A 15,333-nucleotide genomic window follows, 5' to 3' on the forward strand; every position below is an offset into this window, starting at 1 on the left:
CTGGAGCCTAATGTGCCCCGCCCGCATCCACAGGGGCGGCTGATTTCTTCGGTTTGGTCAGCCACACCAGACCTATCAGGCCGATGAACATATAAGCAGACATCCAGAAAATATCCGTCGCGGCCATGGTGCTGGCCTGTACGCTGATAGTGCGGTCGATGATGGCGTAGGCACCTTGTTCTGGTATGCCTTGCTGCATCAAGCCCTGCACGGTCTGTACAAAGTTGGGGAAACTGCTGCCGGTGTTCTCGGCGATCTGGGCATGGTGCAGGGTGCTGCGGCTGTCCCAGATGGTGGTCATGATGGAGGCTCCCATACCGCCGCACATGATGCGCACGAAGTTGGACAAACCCGAGGCTGCCGGGATTTTTTCCGGGGGCTGGCCTGACAGGATGATCGATGTCAGCGGGATGAAGAACATCGACATCGCTGCGCCCTGTATCAGTGTGGGTATCAGCAGGGTCGCAGTGTCCACGTCAGTATTGAAATGTGAGCGCAGGAAAAACACCAGGGCAAAGCCCAGGAAGGCAGTCGAGGCAACCTTCCTGGCATCCACCTTGGGCAAAATCTTGCCTATGATGGGTGACAGGATAATCGCGAAAATACCAACTGGTGCCATGACCTTGCCCGCCTCTGTTGCGGTATACGATAACTGGGTTTGCAACCACAGCGGCATGATGACCAGACTGCCGAAGAACAGGCCATAACCTATCGAAATCGCAATCACACCGGCACTGAAATTACGCCCCTTGAACAGCGACAGATCAACCACAGGGTGATCCTGCCCCAGCTCCCAGACAATGAAATACACCAGACCGATGACAGCAATCACAGTCAGCAGGATGATCTCTCCAGAATTGAACCAGTCCAGCTCTTTACCCTTGTCGAGCATGATTTGCAAGGCACCCACCCAAACCACCAGCAGGAACAAACCAACCTTGTCGATAGGCAGACTCTTGATGGCAGATTCGCGTTTGCGATAGATGGACCAGGTGGCCCAGGCAGTAAACAAACCTACCGGGATATTGATATAGAAAATCCAGGGCCAGGAATAATTATCCGATATCCACCCGCCGAGCAAGGGGCCCATAATGGGCGCGACCAGGGTCGTCATCCCCCATAGCGCCAGCGCCATCGAGCTTTTGGCGGGCGGGTAACTACCAAGCAACAAGGCCTGTGACAGCGGGATCATCGGGCCGGCAACTGCGCCCTGCAAGATACGCGCAGCAATCAAAATCTCGATATTCGGTGCCATACCGCACAGCCACGATGAAATGACGAACAGCAGGATAGATGACAGAAACAACCTGACCTGACCAAAGTGCGTCGTCAGCCAACCTGTCAGTGGCACGGAAATCGCATTCGCCACCGCAAACGAGGTAATGACCCAGGTACCTTGCTGTGGTGAGACACCGAGATTACCCGAAATGGCCGGTATCGATACGTTGGCAATCGAAGAATCCAGCACATTCATGAACACCGCCAGCGACAGGGCCAGCGTGCCCATTGCCAGTTGCCCACCTTTCAGTGGCGGATGCGGTGCCTGAGGACGTGGCGCGCTCATTACGCACCCTTGCCTGTGGTTTTCAATGCGGCAGCACTATGATTTTCTTTATGGTCGTCTTTGTGATCTTTAGCACCCGGCAAATTCGCCGCGATAATCTCGGCGATGCGCTGGTCAGCATCTTTACCGTTTTGTTCAAACACAGCAGTCTGATAAGCAGGTACGGTGCGGGCAGCCGCCGTTACTGGTGCGCCTTGCTGTTGCGAGATATTGACCTGCACCTGCATGGAAACACCAATGCGCAATGGATATGCTTCCAGCTCTTTAGGGTCAAGACTGATACGCACAGGCACACGCTGCACGACCTTGATCCAGTTACCACTGGCATTTTGTGCAGGCAGCAAAGCAAAGGCTGAGCCTGTACCTGCTGACATGCCAAGTACCTTGCCGTGGTAAGTCACATCTGTGCCATACAGGTCAGAATGCAATTCCACCTCCTGACCTATGCGCATGCGGGCGAGTTGCACTTCCTTGAAGTTAGCATCTACCCACAAGGTATTCAAAGGCACGATGGACAGCAAAGGTGAGCCGGGAGCAATACGCTGGCCCACTTGCACGGCACGTTTGGCGACAAAACCATTCATGGGTGCTGGCAGGCTGGTGCGGCTCAATGCCAGCAGGGTTTCACGTACACGGGCAGCGGCACGCAAGACATTCGGGTGCTGGGTGACGGTGGTGTTCTCTGTCAGCGTGCGGTTGGATGTCAGTTGCTCACTCGCGGCTTGCAAGGCGGCTTCTGCACTCTTGACGGCATTGCGCGCATGTTCGAGTTCTTCAGAAGAAACCGCACCTGTGCTCAGCAACTGGGTACGGCGTGCCAGGTCAGCCTTGGCTCTTTCGACTTCACTGCTGCGCAGGCTGACATTTGCCTGCAGGCTGCCGTTATTGGCAAACAGTACGCGTACTTCGCGCACGGTCTGAGCCAACTGGGCTTCGGCCTGATCGACCGCAACCTTGGCATCAGTCTTGTCGAGTTCTACCAGGGGCTTGCCAGTCTGCACCACGTCGGTGTCATCAGCATGGATGGCAACTACAGTGCCGGCAACTTGCGACGTCACCTGCACGACATTGCCAGCGGCATAAGCATCTTCAGTATGTTCAAAATTGCGGCCCACTGCGTACCACCATGTGCCATAGGCTGCCAGGGCGATCAGTACGATGAGGGTGATGATGATCAGCAGTACCCGGCGCTTGCCGCTTTTATCTGGGGCATATTCAGGCTGAGCAGGTACGCTGACGGATTTGTTTTGATCTGGGGCGTTCATAACGCAGCCTCCGGTGTGTTTTTAACTAGTGATTGAGTGACGGTTTGATTGGTGCTGGCGGCAGTAACATTGGTCGCAGGCAAGGCCTTGCTCTCATATCCACCGCCCAATGCCTTGATCAGGTTGATGCGTGCTTCGGTATGGCGCACTGCCAGATCCAGCGAGAGTTTTTGTTGCGACAGCACGGCACTTTCAGCAGCCAGTACAGGCAGCTTGTTGGCAGTGCCCGCTTTTTGTCTTTGCTGCGCCAGTTGCAGGCCAACGCGGGCAGCCTGCTCGGCGGCTTGCTGCTCAGCCAATTGTGACTGACTGGCCTGCAGTATCTGCACCTGGTCAGCGACTTCATGCAGGGCATCCGTCAGGCTCTGGTTATACGTCGCCACCGCCACATCATAAGCGGCGACCTTGCCTTTTAATTGCGCACGCAGGCGGCCACCTTCGAATATCGGCAAGCGTATGGCCGGGCCTGCACCTATGATGCCGCTGCCACTATTGGCCAGATTGGAGAGACCCAGGCTGGACAAACCAACGAAGCCAGCGATATTGATGTTGGGATAGAACTGGGTCCTGGCAACCTCAATGTCACCCTGCCCCGCTTCTACGCGCCAGCGCGCCGAGACGATATCAGGACGACGGCCCAGTAATTCCAGTGGCAAATTACCCGGCAAAGCGACATCTGCCGCAGGCGCGAATTTTGGTGTGACAATCAGCTTGCCCTCCTCCGGACCCAGGCCCTGCAAGGCAGCGATCTGGTTACGCGTCAGCGCCATCGCTTCCTGCCACTGGGCGATGTCGTTTTTAAGGCCAGACAATTGCACCAGGTTTTGCTGCACTTCTACTTTAGTGTCAAGACCAGCCTTGACACGTTGCTGCGTCAGGCTGTCAAACTGTTCACGCACTGCCAGTTGCTGCTTGCTGAGTTCCAGCTGTGCATTCTGGCGTGCCAGTTGTAACCAGGCACGGGCGATGGCATTGCTGAGCATCAGGCGCACGCTTTGCGCTTCGGCTTCCGCGACTTTTTCCTGCGACAATGCACCACGCATTTCGGCACTGTGCTTGCCCCAGAAGTCCAGCTCATAAGTGGCATTGAAACTGATCTGGTTATTTGTATTGTATGTACCTGCCAGTGGCGGCGGCACCAGGCCATGCTCGGTAAAGCGCTGGTAAGTGCTGTCGACACTCAGATTAGCCGATGGCAATTTGTTGGCACCTACGAAAGCAGTAGCAGCCTGCGCTGCCTGCAAACGCGCAGCAGCAGCCTGGAGGCTGGGGTGGTTGGCCAGCGCACGGTCTATCAATGCCTGCAACTCTGCGCCACCTATACTGCTTGCCCATTGCAAATCCGGCCAGCCAGCATTGCCGCCCTGGTCAGGGAAGGCTCCCGCTTGCGCCGTCAGTGTCTTGAGTTGCGCCTGGCTTTGTATGCCCTGATAACTGACGCAAGCCGACAGCAGGCACAATGCAGAGGCACTGAGCAGCAGGCGCAGGCTGGCTGCAGCTGTGGCTGGTTTGAAAAATGATTTTTTCATATGGATGATGTCAAAAATGATGACTAAAATTGGCTAACGAATTTATTGCCCAAGCAACTAATTATTCTTTGCCATCCATGCTTCAAGGGTAGATCTGTTGGCTAGCAATTTGCGCAAGAGATACTTGAGAAAACTGATTTCTTCAGGAGCAAACCCGGTAAAACCCACATCCAGTACTTCTGAATACACGGCGGGCAATTGTGCCGCCAGTTGCTTGCCGCTACTGGTCAGCGCGAGCTTGAACAGGCGCTTGTCATTCTCATCGACGATGCGCTGCACATAACCCTTGCTTTCAAGTTTGTCCAGCGTGCGTTTCATAGCGGCAGAGTCAATAAACAACTCACGCGCCAGGTCAGCCGCGGTATGGCAACTCCCCATGGACAGCATCATGAATACACTGCCCTGGGCATGGGTAATATCCAGGCGACGCAGGGATTCATCAATGGCACGTGACAACATGGTGCGGGATCGGGCAAGCAAGTAACCCACGCTTTCTTCAACCTGATGAGCAAAAAACTCTGAATTTTGATTTTCGGGATTCATGGAAGCAACAATATTCATTGACTAGTCAACAGTTTATACCAGTTTAAAATTTTTTGCAGGGCAGCATGGAAATTGATTGCAGCAACAAAGATATATGTCGCTGTCATAGGAGAAATTGACCGAAATTGGCCCAAAAATAGGGATAAGAATGGAGTAATTCTTTTGCTGCGTCACAAAAAATAACAATCGCGGCACAAGTAATAGCATGCTGATAGCATGCTATGCAGGAACAGGCTTGCTGGCAAAAAACAAAGGGGGCACGGCACAGAATTGAAGAAAATCATATCTGATTGCCAATGCGCTCTACAATCAATCTCCATAATATTTATCTATTTTGCACTGATTTTGCCGATTAAGATTATGAGACTCTTGCCACTTATTGCAGGTGGCCTTAAACAATGATGGAAGGTGCCCCTTCATGACCACCTTGACAGCCATAATTACCGAGCGCCCAACCCAGGCATTATTTTATGACGGCGTCCGTTTGAAGAAAAAACTTTGGACAAAGATATCTCGTAATTCCACTTGTTCCGTGAGTATCTCCCCCAGGCCAGGGCTGCGACGAAAACATTTACTTCTGCCCAGGACGGTGTTGTCCGCCTCAATAGTTACCGTCAACTCGATGAATACCCGCTGGTAGTTCCTGCCGCCCTGTCACGCGACGAAGTATTGGCGGACTGGAAATCTAACGCCATTATTCACGCCATAGGTGTGAGCTGTCTGGTCATCGTACTGGCATTCATAAGCTCACGCCTGATACGACAGATCGCATTGCGTGTGCAGGCAGAAGCCGAGCTGGTCAGGGCACGCAACTCTCTCAAACAATTAAACCGGACACTGGAAAAACTCGCCATGCAGGATGGCCTGACGGGTCTGGCCAACCGGCGCCAGTTTGATATTGTCCTGAAAGATGAATCCAGCCGCGCCATGCGCAATGCCAGTTCCCTGGCTTTGATCATGATCGATGTCGATTGCTTCAAACAATATAACGACATCTACGGCCACACAGCCGGTGATGAATGCCTGCGCGCGATCAGTAAGTGGCCGCCGGTAAACACAGGCCAGGGGACTTGAGCGCACGGTATGGCGTTGAAGAAATGGTCGTTTTATTGCCAGGCACCGATGTTGCCGGTGCCATGAAGGTCGCTGAAAGCATCAGACAGGCAATTTACCCGCTGGAACTCAGGCACTCAGGAAATGCCACCGGCGTAGTCACCATCAGCGCTGGCATAGATGCCTTTGTCCCCGTCAGGGAAAACAATCAACCACTGGAATTGATAGAGGCCGCCGACAAAGCACTGTATTACGCCAAGTCTCAGGGGCGCAATTGCATACGCGTCAGCAACGGACATCCAGCCTGATCATGCTTTTGCGGCTGAACTTCTGTGGCTGAACTCTGTAGCTCTAAGACTTCACCTTCCTGCGCCAGATCGTGTAATAGATCAGCCAGACCGGCATGATGAGCGCATTTGAAATCAGGAAGGCAAGACCAGGACTGTCCATATCACCATTGATGCTCAGGCCTATCGCAAATAACTCTGCATAGACCAGTGGGCCAACAACAAACAGGGCAAACCAGGTTTTCTTGACCCAACTTTTTTGGCTGCTACTGATACTGGCAATTGCACGGGCTTCGTCTATTGATGCCTGGAAGGGATCATTTGGGCGATAGACGTATTGCGCCTCTTCCAGGGGCTCGGGTGTTTCCGGCTTGTCTGCTTTGACTGGCGCAGCAGTTGGGTCGGCAGAGATGGAACTGCCCTTGGGCAGCTCCAGGTAAAAATCGCCTGCTTTAAAGCGTTGTGGTGTTTCGCTCATGGTGCGATGTGGTACAAATCTGTACTGAAAAAGAATGCCCACATCTTACACGCGTGCACAGCAAAATTAAATCCTTGCCATACATTGCTACACAAACCCAAAAAAGCCAAACTACTCACAAGCGCATCAGGCAGTCAGCTTCAGTTGCAGACTGGTCGCAGTGTAAGTCGGCGTCGCAGTAAATCCATCCACCGTGATGCTGGTGAACTTGCCTTTCAGGCTGCCTGCATTGATAACGGTAAGGGTGTCGCCAACGCCGGGTTTGTAGCCATTCTGGAAGCGTATGCGCAAGCTGCCGCCAGCGATGGTGACTGTGCTGCCAACCTGCATCTGGCTTTGCGCGCTGCGCAGGTTGATCTCCAGTGTGCCGCTGGTTAACTGCGTGTATTTGCCTGCGATTGCCAGATTGCCTGCAGTATTGACGATGACGCCAGCGCCGCTATACACATCGCCAGTGCCAAAGGCCGTGGCTGAATTGGCTTCAATTGTACCGGCATCAATTTGCGTGCCGCCTGTCCAGCTATTATTGCCTGCCAGCTTCAATGTGCCGCTACCGAGTTTGCTGAGTTTGCCGCTGCCATTGATGTCATTGCGCCAGATATCCATGATATTGAAACCACCTTTGGTGGCATCCATGTTGACAATGACATTGCCAACAAAACTGCCATAACCATCAGCGGCGGCAAACAGGTTAAGCCTGCCCCAGCCTTCAGCATCATCCATGACGGGGTAACCAGACGCCATGGCGGTGGTTTTCAGGACCACGCGCCTTTGCGCATCGCTCAAATAAGGCAAGCGGGTTTCCAGCAAGACTTCTGCCCCCTTGGGTACGACAGGTGCAACATTAGTGGCCGCAATCGGCGCAAAGCCATAGGTCATGCGGCGCAGGTAGTTGGCCTTGTTACTGGCATAGTCAGCAAAGCGGTCAGTCGTTGCAGTGGCAGAATGGGCATAGGCATTAAAGCTGTCTGCCGTGGTATTGGTTTGCGTGATCAGCGTCGCGTGTGCCTGTGCATAAGCTGCGGCTTTCTTGGCTGCATTGGCAGCATCATACAAGTTGGCGGCGGCTACGGCCTGTGCCTGTATGCGGCCACTCATGACATCCAGTGGTGAATGCATACCTGCCATGATGCGGTTTTCACCAAGTTCCAGGCCACGGCTCAACAATTCCTGAAAACGCTCAGGCACCATATAAGCCATGGCAATGACGTCGCGGGTCGCTTCTGCCGAGTGGCCGCTGGTGAAACCACCATCGGTTGCCGGTGTCGTGCTCTTGGCTGGTACCAGTGATGGCGCGACGATGACCTGGCTGCTCCAGCGGTAAGGGCGGGCATATTTATAAAAGCGTTTGGCCGGTTCGGTAGAACCGTTATTGCCTATCAGCGACAACAGATCGACGGCATTGCCAAAGCTGGTATTGGCCGCGCCACCCACACCTGTATTATTACCGCTGTCATTGTACAAAACCGTGCCTGCATCAGCCGGGATGGCAGTGATGCTGGTGGTTTGCTGGGCTGCACTGCGCCATGCGGCTGTCAGTGGTCCCAGGCCATCGGTGACGCTATAGCCTTTGCCGCGACGGTCATCGAGGTAGGCAGCCAGCTCCTGCTCAGGCGTGCGTTTGCCAGTCAGGTTCGCAACGTAACTGATGTTGGCATCATGCACTGCTCGGTTCAGGATAGTGCCATCTGGCGTGCCGTCATTTGGCACACCTGTCCATTTGGAAGTGACTACTGCCGGGAAATTATCTACCGCCGGTGCGGTCACACCAGCATCCACGATCAGGGTCAGCGGCTGCCAGATGGCGAGAAAGCCTGACAACACGCGCACACCCGCATTGGTTTCCAGCGTCGCATATCTGGCGTCCCCGCGCTGGTTGCTGGCGACATTATCGACAAAGGCGGGCACACCAGCAGGCACCGGTGCGCTATCAACCGTGCCAGGATCAGCAGGCGGTGCAGGTATCACCAGTGGACCTTCAACGACGACGGTATCGGTCGCCACGGTGTTCGTGCCACCGCCACAAGCCATAAGAGTAAGTGCGGTGCTGATCATTAAAGCCAGGGGCAGGCGTTTCAAGCAGTGTTTCAAGCAATAAGCAGAGGTCATGATGCAGGTCTGATCTGAAGTGAAAAAGTCCGGCGATCATAAAGTATGCACATGACTGTTGTATGACAACCGATCACAAAGCACATGAAATTTGCCATGTCTTATCAGAAAAACATGATTATTTACCTGCTTCACTGGCATTTACATGGCAATGTTGTAGGATGACTACCTTGCAAATAACATGCCAAACATCATGTCTTACCGCTTTACCGCGACCTTGCTCGCTTTGATCTGCTGTTTCTGCCAGCCTGATAGCCGGGCGCAATCTGCAGCACCTGTGCCCGCACTGAAAGACAATGCCAGGTTTCCCATCGGGGTCGCATTGAATGTGGGCAATGAACCTGGTGATATGGCCGACATCAGGGAAAGTGCGACACTCATCAATTCGCAGTTCAACAGCATCGTCGCAGAAAATGGCATGAAAATGCGCTTCCTGCACCCCGCCATTGATACCTATGATTTTGCAGCGGCAGATGCGCTGGCAGACTATGCCAGCACACATGGCATGATATTGCATGGCCATACCCTGATCTGGCACCATGATTACCAGCTACCTGTCTGGATGAAAAACTATCAGGGTGACTGGCAAGCGATGCTGCGCGAGCATATACAGCAAATTTGCAGGCATTTTGCAGGCAAGGTCAAAAGCTGGGATGTCGTCAATGAAGCGATAGATAACAAGCACCCCAAACAATACCGTGCCACCCTCTTTCTTGAAAAGCTGGGCCCTGCCTACATAGAACAGGCCTTCATCGCCGCCCATGAAGCCGACCCTGCCGCAGTGCTGTACTACAACGACTTTAACATAGAGAGCAAGTCCGATAAATTGCAGTTCATGCTGGATATGGTGGATGACTTCCAGCGCCGACACATCCCCTTGCATGGCATAGGTTTTCAGATGCATGTCAGTATCGATAGCCCGGATATCGCGCAGATCAAAACTGCACTGCAGGCGGTGGCTGCGCGTGGCCTGCAGGTACGCATTTCTGAACTCGATGTCAGCCTGAATCAACAACAAAAGGCAGCCAGCCTGGACCCGGCACGGGCACAACTGCAAAAAACCAGATACCGGGACATTGTCAGCACCTACCTGCAAAGCGTACCACCTGCCCAGCGCGGCGGCATCACCTTCTGGGGTTTGCTGGACAAGGACTCATGGTTGCTGGACAACAAACCTTATCCGGACTGGCCGCTTCTGTTTGACGACAAAGGACAGGCCAAACCAGCGTACTTTGGCGTACTGGAGGGTTTGAAGGAGTCACAATAACTGCTGCCTGATGCCATTTGCTTCTCATATATTTTTCGCTCCGGAGTCACGCGCTTCAGATGCAGTACAAACCTCAGGTAATTTTTTGAAACAGTTTCGTGATTGTTAAATCAGGTCGCATCCCGTATCTTTGCTGGATCTTCTCTCATCACTGATTGCCATGACACCATCCCGCCTTGCCATTGCTGTAAGCACCTGCCTTTTCATCAGCGCCAGCCCGGCGTGGGCTGCTGACCTCGCCTATAAAAAACTCTCAGGCACAAGCTTTGAACTGGTGCTCAGCAGTGACACCAGTTTGACAGTCGATCAGGCGCAAGCCATGATGGCAGAACCAGCAGTAAAGCTATGCAATGGCAAAATACCAGAATTCGGTAAATACAAATTCAGCAGCAATGACCCCGTTGCGGGACAGCCCGCAAGTAACAAAACCAGTTTCAACATGGTGCAAATACTAAGCTGCGTAGCTGACATACCAGAACGCCCCAAGCAGGCAAGCAGCAAACTCAGTGAAGATGACATCGCCAGATTCAAGATAGAAGGCAACAAACTCAGCAATGCCTATATGTCAGCCATCGATAATGGCTACTATGAAGTTGCCTACAATATGCTGGGCAAAAGCCTGAAAAACCTCGGCCCATTGGAAGAATGGCAAACCCGGACAGTTGCCTATCAGGCACAAATAGGCAAGCAATTAAGCCGCGAATTCTGGCGCATTACCGTCTATGACAACCCTCCAAATGCGTACCAAGCAGGCACCTATGTCGCCGTCGATTATGAAACCAAACAAAGCATCGCCCCTATCACCTGTGGTTACCTGATATGGTTCCAGCCAGCTGGTACAAAAAATAATTTCACCCTCATGCGTGAAGAATATGGACATATCTCTGATGACATCCTGAAATCAACAGCGGCAACTGACATGGGCAAACTGCGCAAGCAGATGAAGTGCAAGACATAGATTGAACAATCAATGACACGCCTCTATCACTACGTTGGCCCAGATGAAATTGCCGCCGCAGTTGCAGCCATCCCCATAGGTTTTGCGATACGCCAGTTACAGGATGTCATGCGCTAGATAAAAGAAACTGAACAGCATATCAACCGTGACGGCAGCATTATTGCGACCTGCACCATTGACCAGCATGGCACCCTGCACCTCGCTGACCGGCATAGCGAACATGTCGCTTGCGCCGGTGGCAACCCGGTATTGTCTGCCGGTGAAATCACTTTTGTCATCAATGGAGAAAAGCTCGAAGTAAGTGCCATCACCAATCAATCCACTGGCTATTGCCCACAAGCCTCGTCATGGCCAGACGTGGCAAACGCCTTGCAACTCGCGGGCATAGCTGGGCCCGGACATTTCAGCAGCCACTATGAATTTCGCCGTTGCAGGCTATGCCAGGCTATCAACATCATCAAGGACGATGTGCTTGAATGTGCGTTGTGTGAAGCTGCATTGCCTCAGGATTGGAATTTTTGAAATTATTTAGCAACCGCAGTAATTGTAGATACGATGAGTGAATCGTAATCGTACACTTGCAAGGCTTTGAAGCCACAACGATCTCAATAATGTGGCGCCAGATAACTTCAATATTACCTTGATATTGTTTTTAATTTTGCTGATAAGTTTTTGCTACAGTAGCTTCAAACCTGCCCCTCCCCGGCCAGCCTGTTAAGCCTGAACCACTCAGCAAATCCCTGATCTTCCAAAGCATAGATACCGCGCGATTGTTTCCAGACCAGGTTTTTTTCGCGCAAGCCATCGATGGCTGTTTGCACCGTTGCCTTGGATAATCGTCTGGTTTTGGTGATGGCCATATAGGCCGCCATGGACTCATCAGAAAACGGTATCCATAGTTCGCCCTTGCTGATGAGCACGCTGAGCACGGCTTTTTGTATCGCTGTCAGGGCATCGAACTCGCTGGCGAATTCTTCCCACAGGCGGTTATTGATTTTGCGGGCACCGTCTTCAAGTATCTCGGACAGGCTTTGTGCCTGGCCTTCCAGCGCGATGTGGGCGATCAGGTCGCGCAGCATTTCTGGTCTGTGGCCAAGCAACTGGAATGCTGCCCACACACTCTCGGCGCGCAGCTTGTTGCCCCTGGCCAGATTGCCATTCGCCCATTTGGTGAAGGCATCAGTGTATGATTTGCTGAGCAAGGGAAAAGCCGTGATGCTGGAACCAAAGAAAGGCTGGGTACGGTTCAGCACCAGGTGAGCGAGTTTGTCACGGTTAGAGCCGGTAAACACCAGCATCAGCGCGGGCAGCTCAGCACTGAAGTTCAGGGTGTCGCGCGCTGACTTGAGTGCAAACATGGCATTCAGGCCCGCTGTCGTACTCAGTGCATGCTGGGCTTCATCGACGATGAGCACGATAGGTTTTTTAACCTGGTGACTGAGCTCGGCAATCACATCTGAGAGCGTGACATTGTCTGGCAAACCCGGCTGATTGATATCGATGGTCAGCGTGCCCATGACATTGACTTTGGAGAGGCCCACGGCCTTGGCCGCCTTGCTGATGATGCCTATGGTGTCGGCCAAATGTTTTTTGATGGCCTCGGTTATGATGAGCGCAGGGTCACGTTCTTTGTTGGCCCACAAATCCACATACACTGGCAGCCAGCCACGTGCACTGATCTCTGGCACAAGGTCTTCGCGTAGGAAGGTGCTCTTGCCGACACGCCTTGGGGCCGCCAGGAACAGCCCTGAACGTGCATCACTCAAGCCTTTGCCCTGCAATCTGTTGCAAAGATCCTGTGCCAGCTCAGGGCGGCGAAAAGTGAAGGATAGACTCATGGCTGATACCCTTTATTTGCTCTATTTTATCTTTATTATGCGCAATTATGTTCATTTGCATAAATTATGTACTCAAACATAATAAAGCATAAATTACTGCAAATGCAAGACCATTTCGTATCTAGACGCAGTGCCGCACAATCGGAGGGAGCGCCATGCGCACCAACTATGGCCACAACTTCAAGTACAATGGTACCCCCGCTGCAAAAATCACGTTCATACACTCGCTGACAATGAGCTTCAGTCAAATGAAAATACCCCTGCCCTCCGTACTAGCACTCGACCTTGAAGGCACACTGATCTCCAACGCCATGAGCCAGATACCACGCCCTGGCCTTTATGCTTTTCTCGAACGCTGCGCTGTATTATTTCCACGCCTGGTCATGTTCACGACAGTAAAAGAAGACAAGTTCAGGCAAATCGCCCGCTTGCTGGTGGACGAAGGCATGGCACCAGCCTGGTATGCAGACATAGAGTATGTGCATTGGCATGGCGAAACCAAGAATCTGGAATTTGTACCTGATGCAGCAGTCAGCGATATCATCCTGGTGGATGATTTTGAAATCTATGTCCATCCTGGTCAAGAGGCGCAATGGATGCAGATAGCGTATTTTGACTATCCCTATTCTGAAGAGGACAGGGGTTTATTTGTGATGCTGGAAAAGCTGGAGCCGCTTTCTAACAGAGCTTGATTGTGGAAAGAAAGTCCTTGCCATGTGAAGTGAACAACACTACAACACTGCTGTCGCCTGAAAGACAGCGTACCATGCCTATCTGCCATCCTGCAATGTATGCCACATCATGTACACTCCAATGACAATGATTCCCAGGCCAAGCAGACTGATTCCTGTATGCTGGCCGAACAGCATAATCACCAGATGCTCGAATGCACAGCCCCTCCTGCAAGACAACTTCACGCTATCTGGGGCATAGAGCATGGCCACGCCAGTCAGCACAGCGATCAGGCCCAATATGGTAAATCCTGTCTTCATGAACACATTCATTTGATCAATCTCCTGTGCTGCGACTGTTCAACAAGCATGATCTTCCTCTCGCAACAATTGATGCTTCACATAAAAGAAGCTCTCATACAACAACGACTTCGTTTTTGAGCGCCGACTGATATAACGACTGGTCGGTGTAGCAGCAGAAATGGCATGGAGTTGCAGTTCATTCGCCATCGTCATCGCCCGCTTCATGTGCAAAGGGTCACTGACTATCATTACATTCTTTAATTGATGCGCGCGCATGGGCTTGCAGGCCTGCACCAGATTTTGATAGGTATTTTTCGATACCTCTTCTGTCAAAATATTATCAGCAGGAACACCCTCGGCAATCGCATATTGGCGGGCAGCGGCTGATTCAGAAAGAGTGTCGCCCTCACTCACACCACCTGTAAAAATCAGATACTGCACCTGACCGTTTTTGTACAGGTGTATGCCATGCTTGATGCGCTCTGCAAATACGGGCGATGGCCTGTCTTTCCATACAGATGCGCCTAACACTATCGCCGCATCAGCCTTGATCTTTTCAGGCGTGGCAGATTGTTGCGCTAGCATTGCAGGATAAAGAGCAATGCTCAGCATGACCTGGATAAAGTCAGCCAGCGCGATGATCAATGCCAGCAGCAGAATATACTTGATACGGAAGTAGCGGTGCAAACCAGGAAAATGAAGCTTCACGCCGGCCTGCTACTTTCTTATCACGCGCCAGGGCTTGCTGGTTGTTGGATCGACGGGCACACGTTTTTCATTACTCGCATAATCGTCTTCAAAGACTACCCATGCATCTCCACGCCTGACCAGATACCAGAACGGCAGCTTGCGGCCTTCAACACGCAATGGCGTGCCATACAAATCCAGCTCAGACAAATCCAGGGACAATCTGGCTTTATCCGGTTTGCCATTGATGCTGAGCTTGCCGTCTGCAAAACACCATTGCTCTTTTTCTTCGCTGACAAAGCAGCCTTGTATGATGCGTGCCAGATAAAGATCGGCCTCATTCTGCTCAAGTATGCCCAGGCGTTGATAAGGCCCCTGCTCTGCCCTGTGCTTGCCGTCACCCACTAACCAGATTCTATCGCCTGCTACGCGCAGGCAATATGCAGTCTCGTCACCCTCATGCCAGGCCAGGTTCTGTTTGATGAGTCCGTCCCCGATTGTGAGCGCAACTTGCTGGCTGTCAGTGGCTTTCATGACCCCTGTCCAGTTGCCATGCTTTTTCAACAGACTCAGAAAATGAGTCTTGGTCCAGTAACCGTCTAGCTTGCTCAGGGCGGCGTCGCCTGTGCAAACTTTGGCAGATGCTGCCATGGCAGTGGAAGCGCATAACAGCAGCAGGGGAAATAACAATAAGGCAGTAAATCTGGAAAATGTGAATTGCATGTAATGCCTGCTCTTTTGCTATCAATAAGAATTAAATATTTTACCAGAGCAGCCTGGC

17 protein-coding genes are annotated in these 15,333 nt (G+C 52.3%); 6 read left to right on the forward strand and 11 right to left on the reverse strand.

The window, feature by feature from the left end:
• Nucleotides 1–7: 7 nt before the first annotated feature.
• Genes UNDKW_RS22755 through UNDKW_RS22770 form a run of 4 tightly spaced genes read right to left on the reverse strand, consistent with a single transcriptional unit; the run spans nt 8 to nt 4,901 of the window.
• Nucleotides 8–1,564, reverse strand: a complete 1,557-nt coding sequence (locus tag UNDKW_RS22755) for a DHA2 family efflux MFS transporter permease subunit (RefSeq protein WP_162060593.1) — start codon at nt 1,562–1,564, stop codon at nt 8–10.
• Nucleotides 1,564–2,829 (reverse strand): HlyD family efflux transporter periplasmic adaptor subunit, encoded by a 1,266-nt coding sequence (locus UNDKW_RS22760; protein WP_162060594.1) that lies wholly within the window; start codon nt 2,827–2,829, stop codon nt 1,564–1,566. The genes UNDKW_RS22755 and UNDKW_RS22760 overlap by 1 nt, the downstream gene beginning before the upstream one ends.
• Nucleotides 2,826–4,358 carry an efflux transporter outer membrane subunit gene (locus UNDKW_RS22765; protein WP_162060595.1) on the reverse strand — a complete coding sequence of 511 codons (1,533 nt, stop codon included), beginning with the start codon at nt 4,356–4,358 and terminating at the stop codon, nt 2,826–2,828. The genes UNDKW_RS22760 and UNDKW_RS22765 overlap by 4 nt, the downstream gene beginning before the upstream one ends.
• A gap of 57 nt (nt 4,359–4,415) precedes the next feature.
• Nucleotides 4,416–4,901: a MarR family winged helix-turn-helix transcriptional regulator gene (locus UNDKW_RS22770; RefSeq protein WP_162060596.1), complete on the reverse strand. Its 486-nt coding sequence runs from the start codon at nt 4,899–4,901 to the stop codon at nt 4,416–4,418.
• 525 nt (nt 4,902–5,426) lie between these two features.
• On the opposite strand from UNDKW_RS22770, the gene UNDKW_RS31225 reads away from it, so the two are divergent.
• A complete protein-coding gene (locus tag UNDKW_RS31225) occupies nt 5,427–5,975 on the forward strand; it encodes a diguanylate cyclase (RefSeq protein WP_370529048.1) in 549 nt (182 codons plus the stop codon).
• A complete protein-coding gene (locus UNDKW_RS31230) occupies nt 5,972–6,262 on the forward strand; it encodes a GGDEF domain-containing protein (protein WP_370529049.1) in 291 nt (96 codons plus the stop codon). Before UNDKW_RS31225 ends, UNDKW_RS31230 begins: the two co-directional genes overlap by 4 nt.
• A gap of 43 nt (nt 6,263–6,305) precedes the next feature.
• On the opposite strand, the gene UNDKW_RS22780 is transcribed toward UNDKW_RS31230, so the two are convergent.
• The gene (locus tag UNDKW_RS22780) at nt 6,306–6,719 is read right to left on the reverse strand and encodes a hypothetical protein (RefSeq protein WP_162060597.1); all 414 of its coding nucleotides are present in this window, start codon (nt 6,717–6,719) and stop codon (nt 6,306–6,308) included.
• 126 nt (nt 6,720–6,845) lie between these two features.
• Entirely contained in the window at nt 6,846–8,774 is a 1,929-nt protein-coding gene (locus UNDKW_RS22785; RefSeq protein WP_370529149.1) for a phosphatase PAP2 family protein, read from the reverse strand.
• Nucleotides 8,775–9,009: 235 nt separating this feature from the next.
• On the opposite strand from UNDKW_RS22785, the gene UNDKW_RS22790 reads away from it, so the two are divergent.
• Together UNDKW_RS22790 and UNDKW_RS22795 are read left to right on the forward strand one after the other, a co-directional pair.
• Nucleotides 9,010–10,095 (forward strand): endo-1,4-beta-xylanase, encoded by a 1,086-nt coding sequence (locus tag UNDKW_RS22790; protein WP_162060599.1) that lies wholly within the window; start codon nt 9,010–9,012, stop codon nt 10,093–10,095.
• A 160-nt stretch (nt 10,096–10,255) separates the two neighbouring features.
• On the forward strand, nt 10,256–11,053 hold the full coding sequence (locus tag UNDKW_RS22795; protein ID WP_162060600.1) for a DUF4019 domain-containing protein: 798 nt from the start codon (nt 10,256–10,258) through the stop codon (nt 11,051–11,053).
• A gap of 96 nt (nt 11,054–11,149) precedes the next feature.
• Here the strand turns inward: UNDKW_RS22795 and UNDKW_RS30890 are convergent, their stop codons facing one another.
• On the reverse strand, nt 11,150–11,275 hold the full coding sequence (locus UNDKW_RS30890; RefSeq protein WP_255431520.1) for a hypothetical protein: 126 nt from the start codon (nt 11,273–11,275) through the stop codon (nt 11,150–11,152).
• Between the two features lie 27 nt (nt 11,276–11,302).
• On the opposite strand from UNDKW_RS30890, the gene UNDKW_RS22800 reads away from it, so the two are divergent.
• On the forward strand, nt 11,303–11,575 hold the full coding sequence (locus tag UNDKW_RS22800; protein WP_162060601.1) for a hypothetical protein: 273 nt from the start codon (nt 11,303–11,305) through the stop codon (nt 11,573–11,575).
• 164 nt (nt 11,576–11,739) lie between these two features.
• Here the strand turns inward: UNDKW_RS22800 and UNDKW_RS22805 are convergent, their stop codons facing one another.
• Nucleotides 11,740–12,891: a hypothetical protein gene (locus UNDKW_RS22805; RefSeq protein WP_162060602.1), complete on the reverse strand. Its 1,152-nt coding sequence runs from the start codon at nt 12,889–12,891 to the stop codon at nt 11,740–11,742.
• 155 nt (nt 12,892–13,046) lie between these two features.
• Here UNDKW_RS22805 and UNDKW_RS22810 point away from each other — a divergent pair, with 155 nt between their 5' ends.
• Nucleotides 13,047–13,583, forward strand: a complete 537-nt coding sequence (locus UNDKW_RS22810; RefSeq protein WP_197892987.1) for an NIF family HAD-type phosphatase — start codon at nt 13,047–13,049, stop codon at nt 13,581–13,583.
• Between the two features lie 78 nt (nt 13,584–13,661).
• Here the strand turns inward: UNDKW_RS22810 and UNDKW_RS22815 are convergent, their stop codons facing one another.
• From UNDKW_RS22815 to UNDKW_RS22825, 3 genes are read right to left on the reverse strand one after another with little or no spacing between them, the layout of a single operon-like run.
• Nucleotides 13,662–13,895: a hypothetical protein gene (locus UNDKW_RS22815; protein WP_162060603.1), complete on the reverse strand. Its 234-nt coding sequence runs from the start codon at nt 13,893–13,895 to the stop codon at nt 13,662–13,664.
• Between the two features lie 27 nt (nt 13,896–13,922).
• Nucleotides 13,923–14,573: a YdcF family protein gene (locus UNDKW_RS22820; RefSeq protein ID WP_162060604.1), complete on the reverse strand. Its 651-nt coding sequence runs from the start codon at nt 14,571–14,573 to the stop codon at nt 13,923–13,925.
• Nucleotides 14,574–14,582: 9 nt separating this feature from the next.
• Nucleotides 14,583–15,275, reverse strand: coding sequence for a hypothetical protein (locus UNDKW_RS22825; RefSeq protein ID WP_162060605.1), 693 nt, complete (start codon nt 15,273–15,275; stop codon nt 14,583–14,585).
• Between the last annotated feature and the right edge of the window lie 58 nt (nt 15,276–15,333).

This window comes from Undibacterium sp. KW1, from assembly GCF_009937955.1.
Lineage (GTDB): Bacteria > Pseudomonadota > Gammaproteobacteria > Burkholderiales > Burkholderiaceae_D > Undibacterium.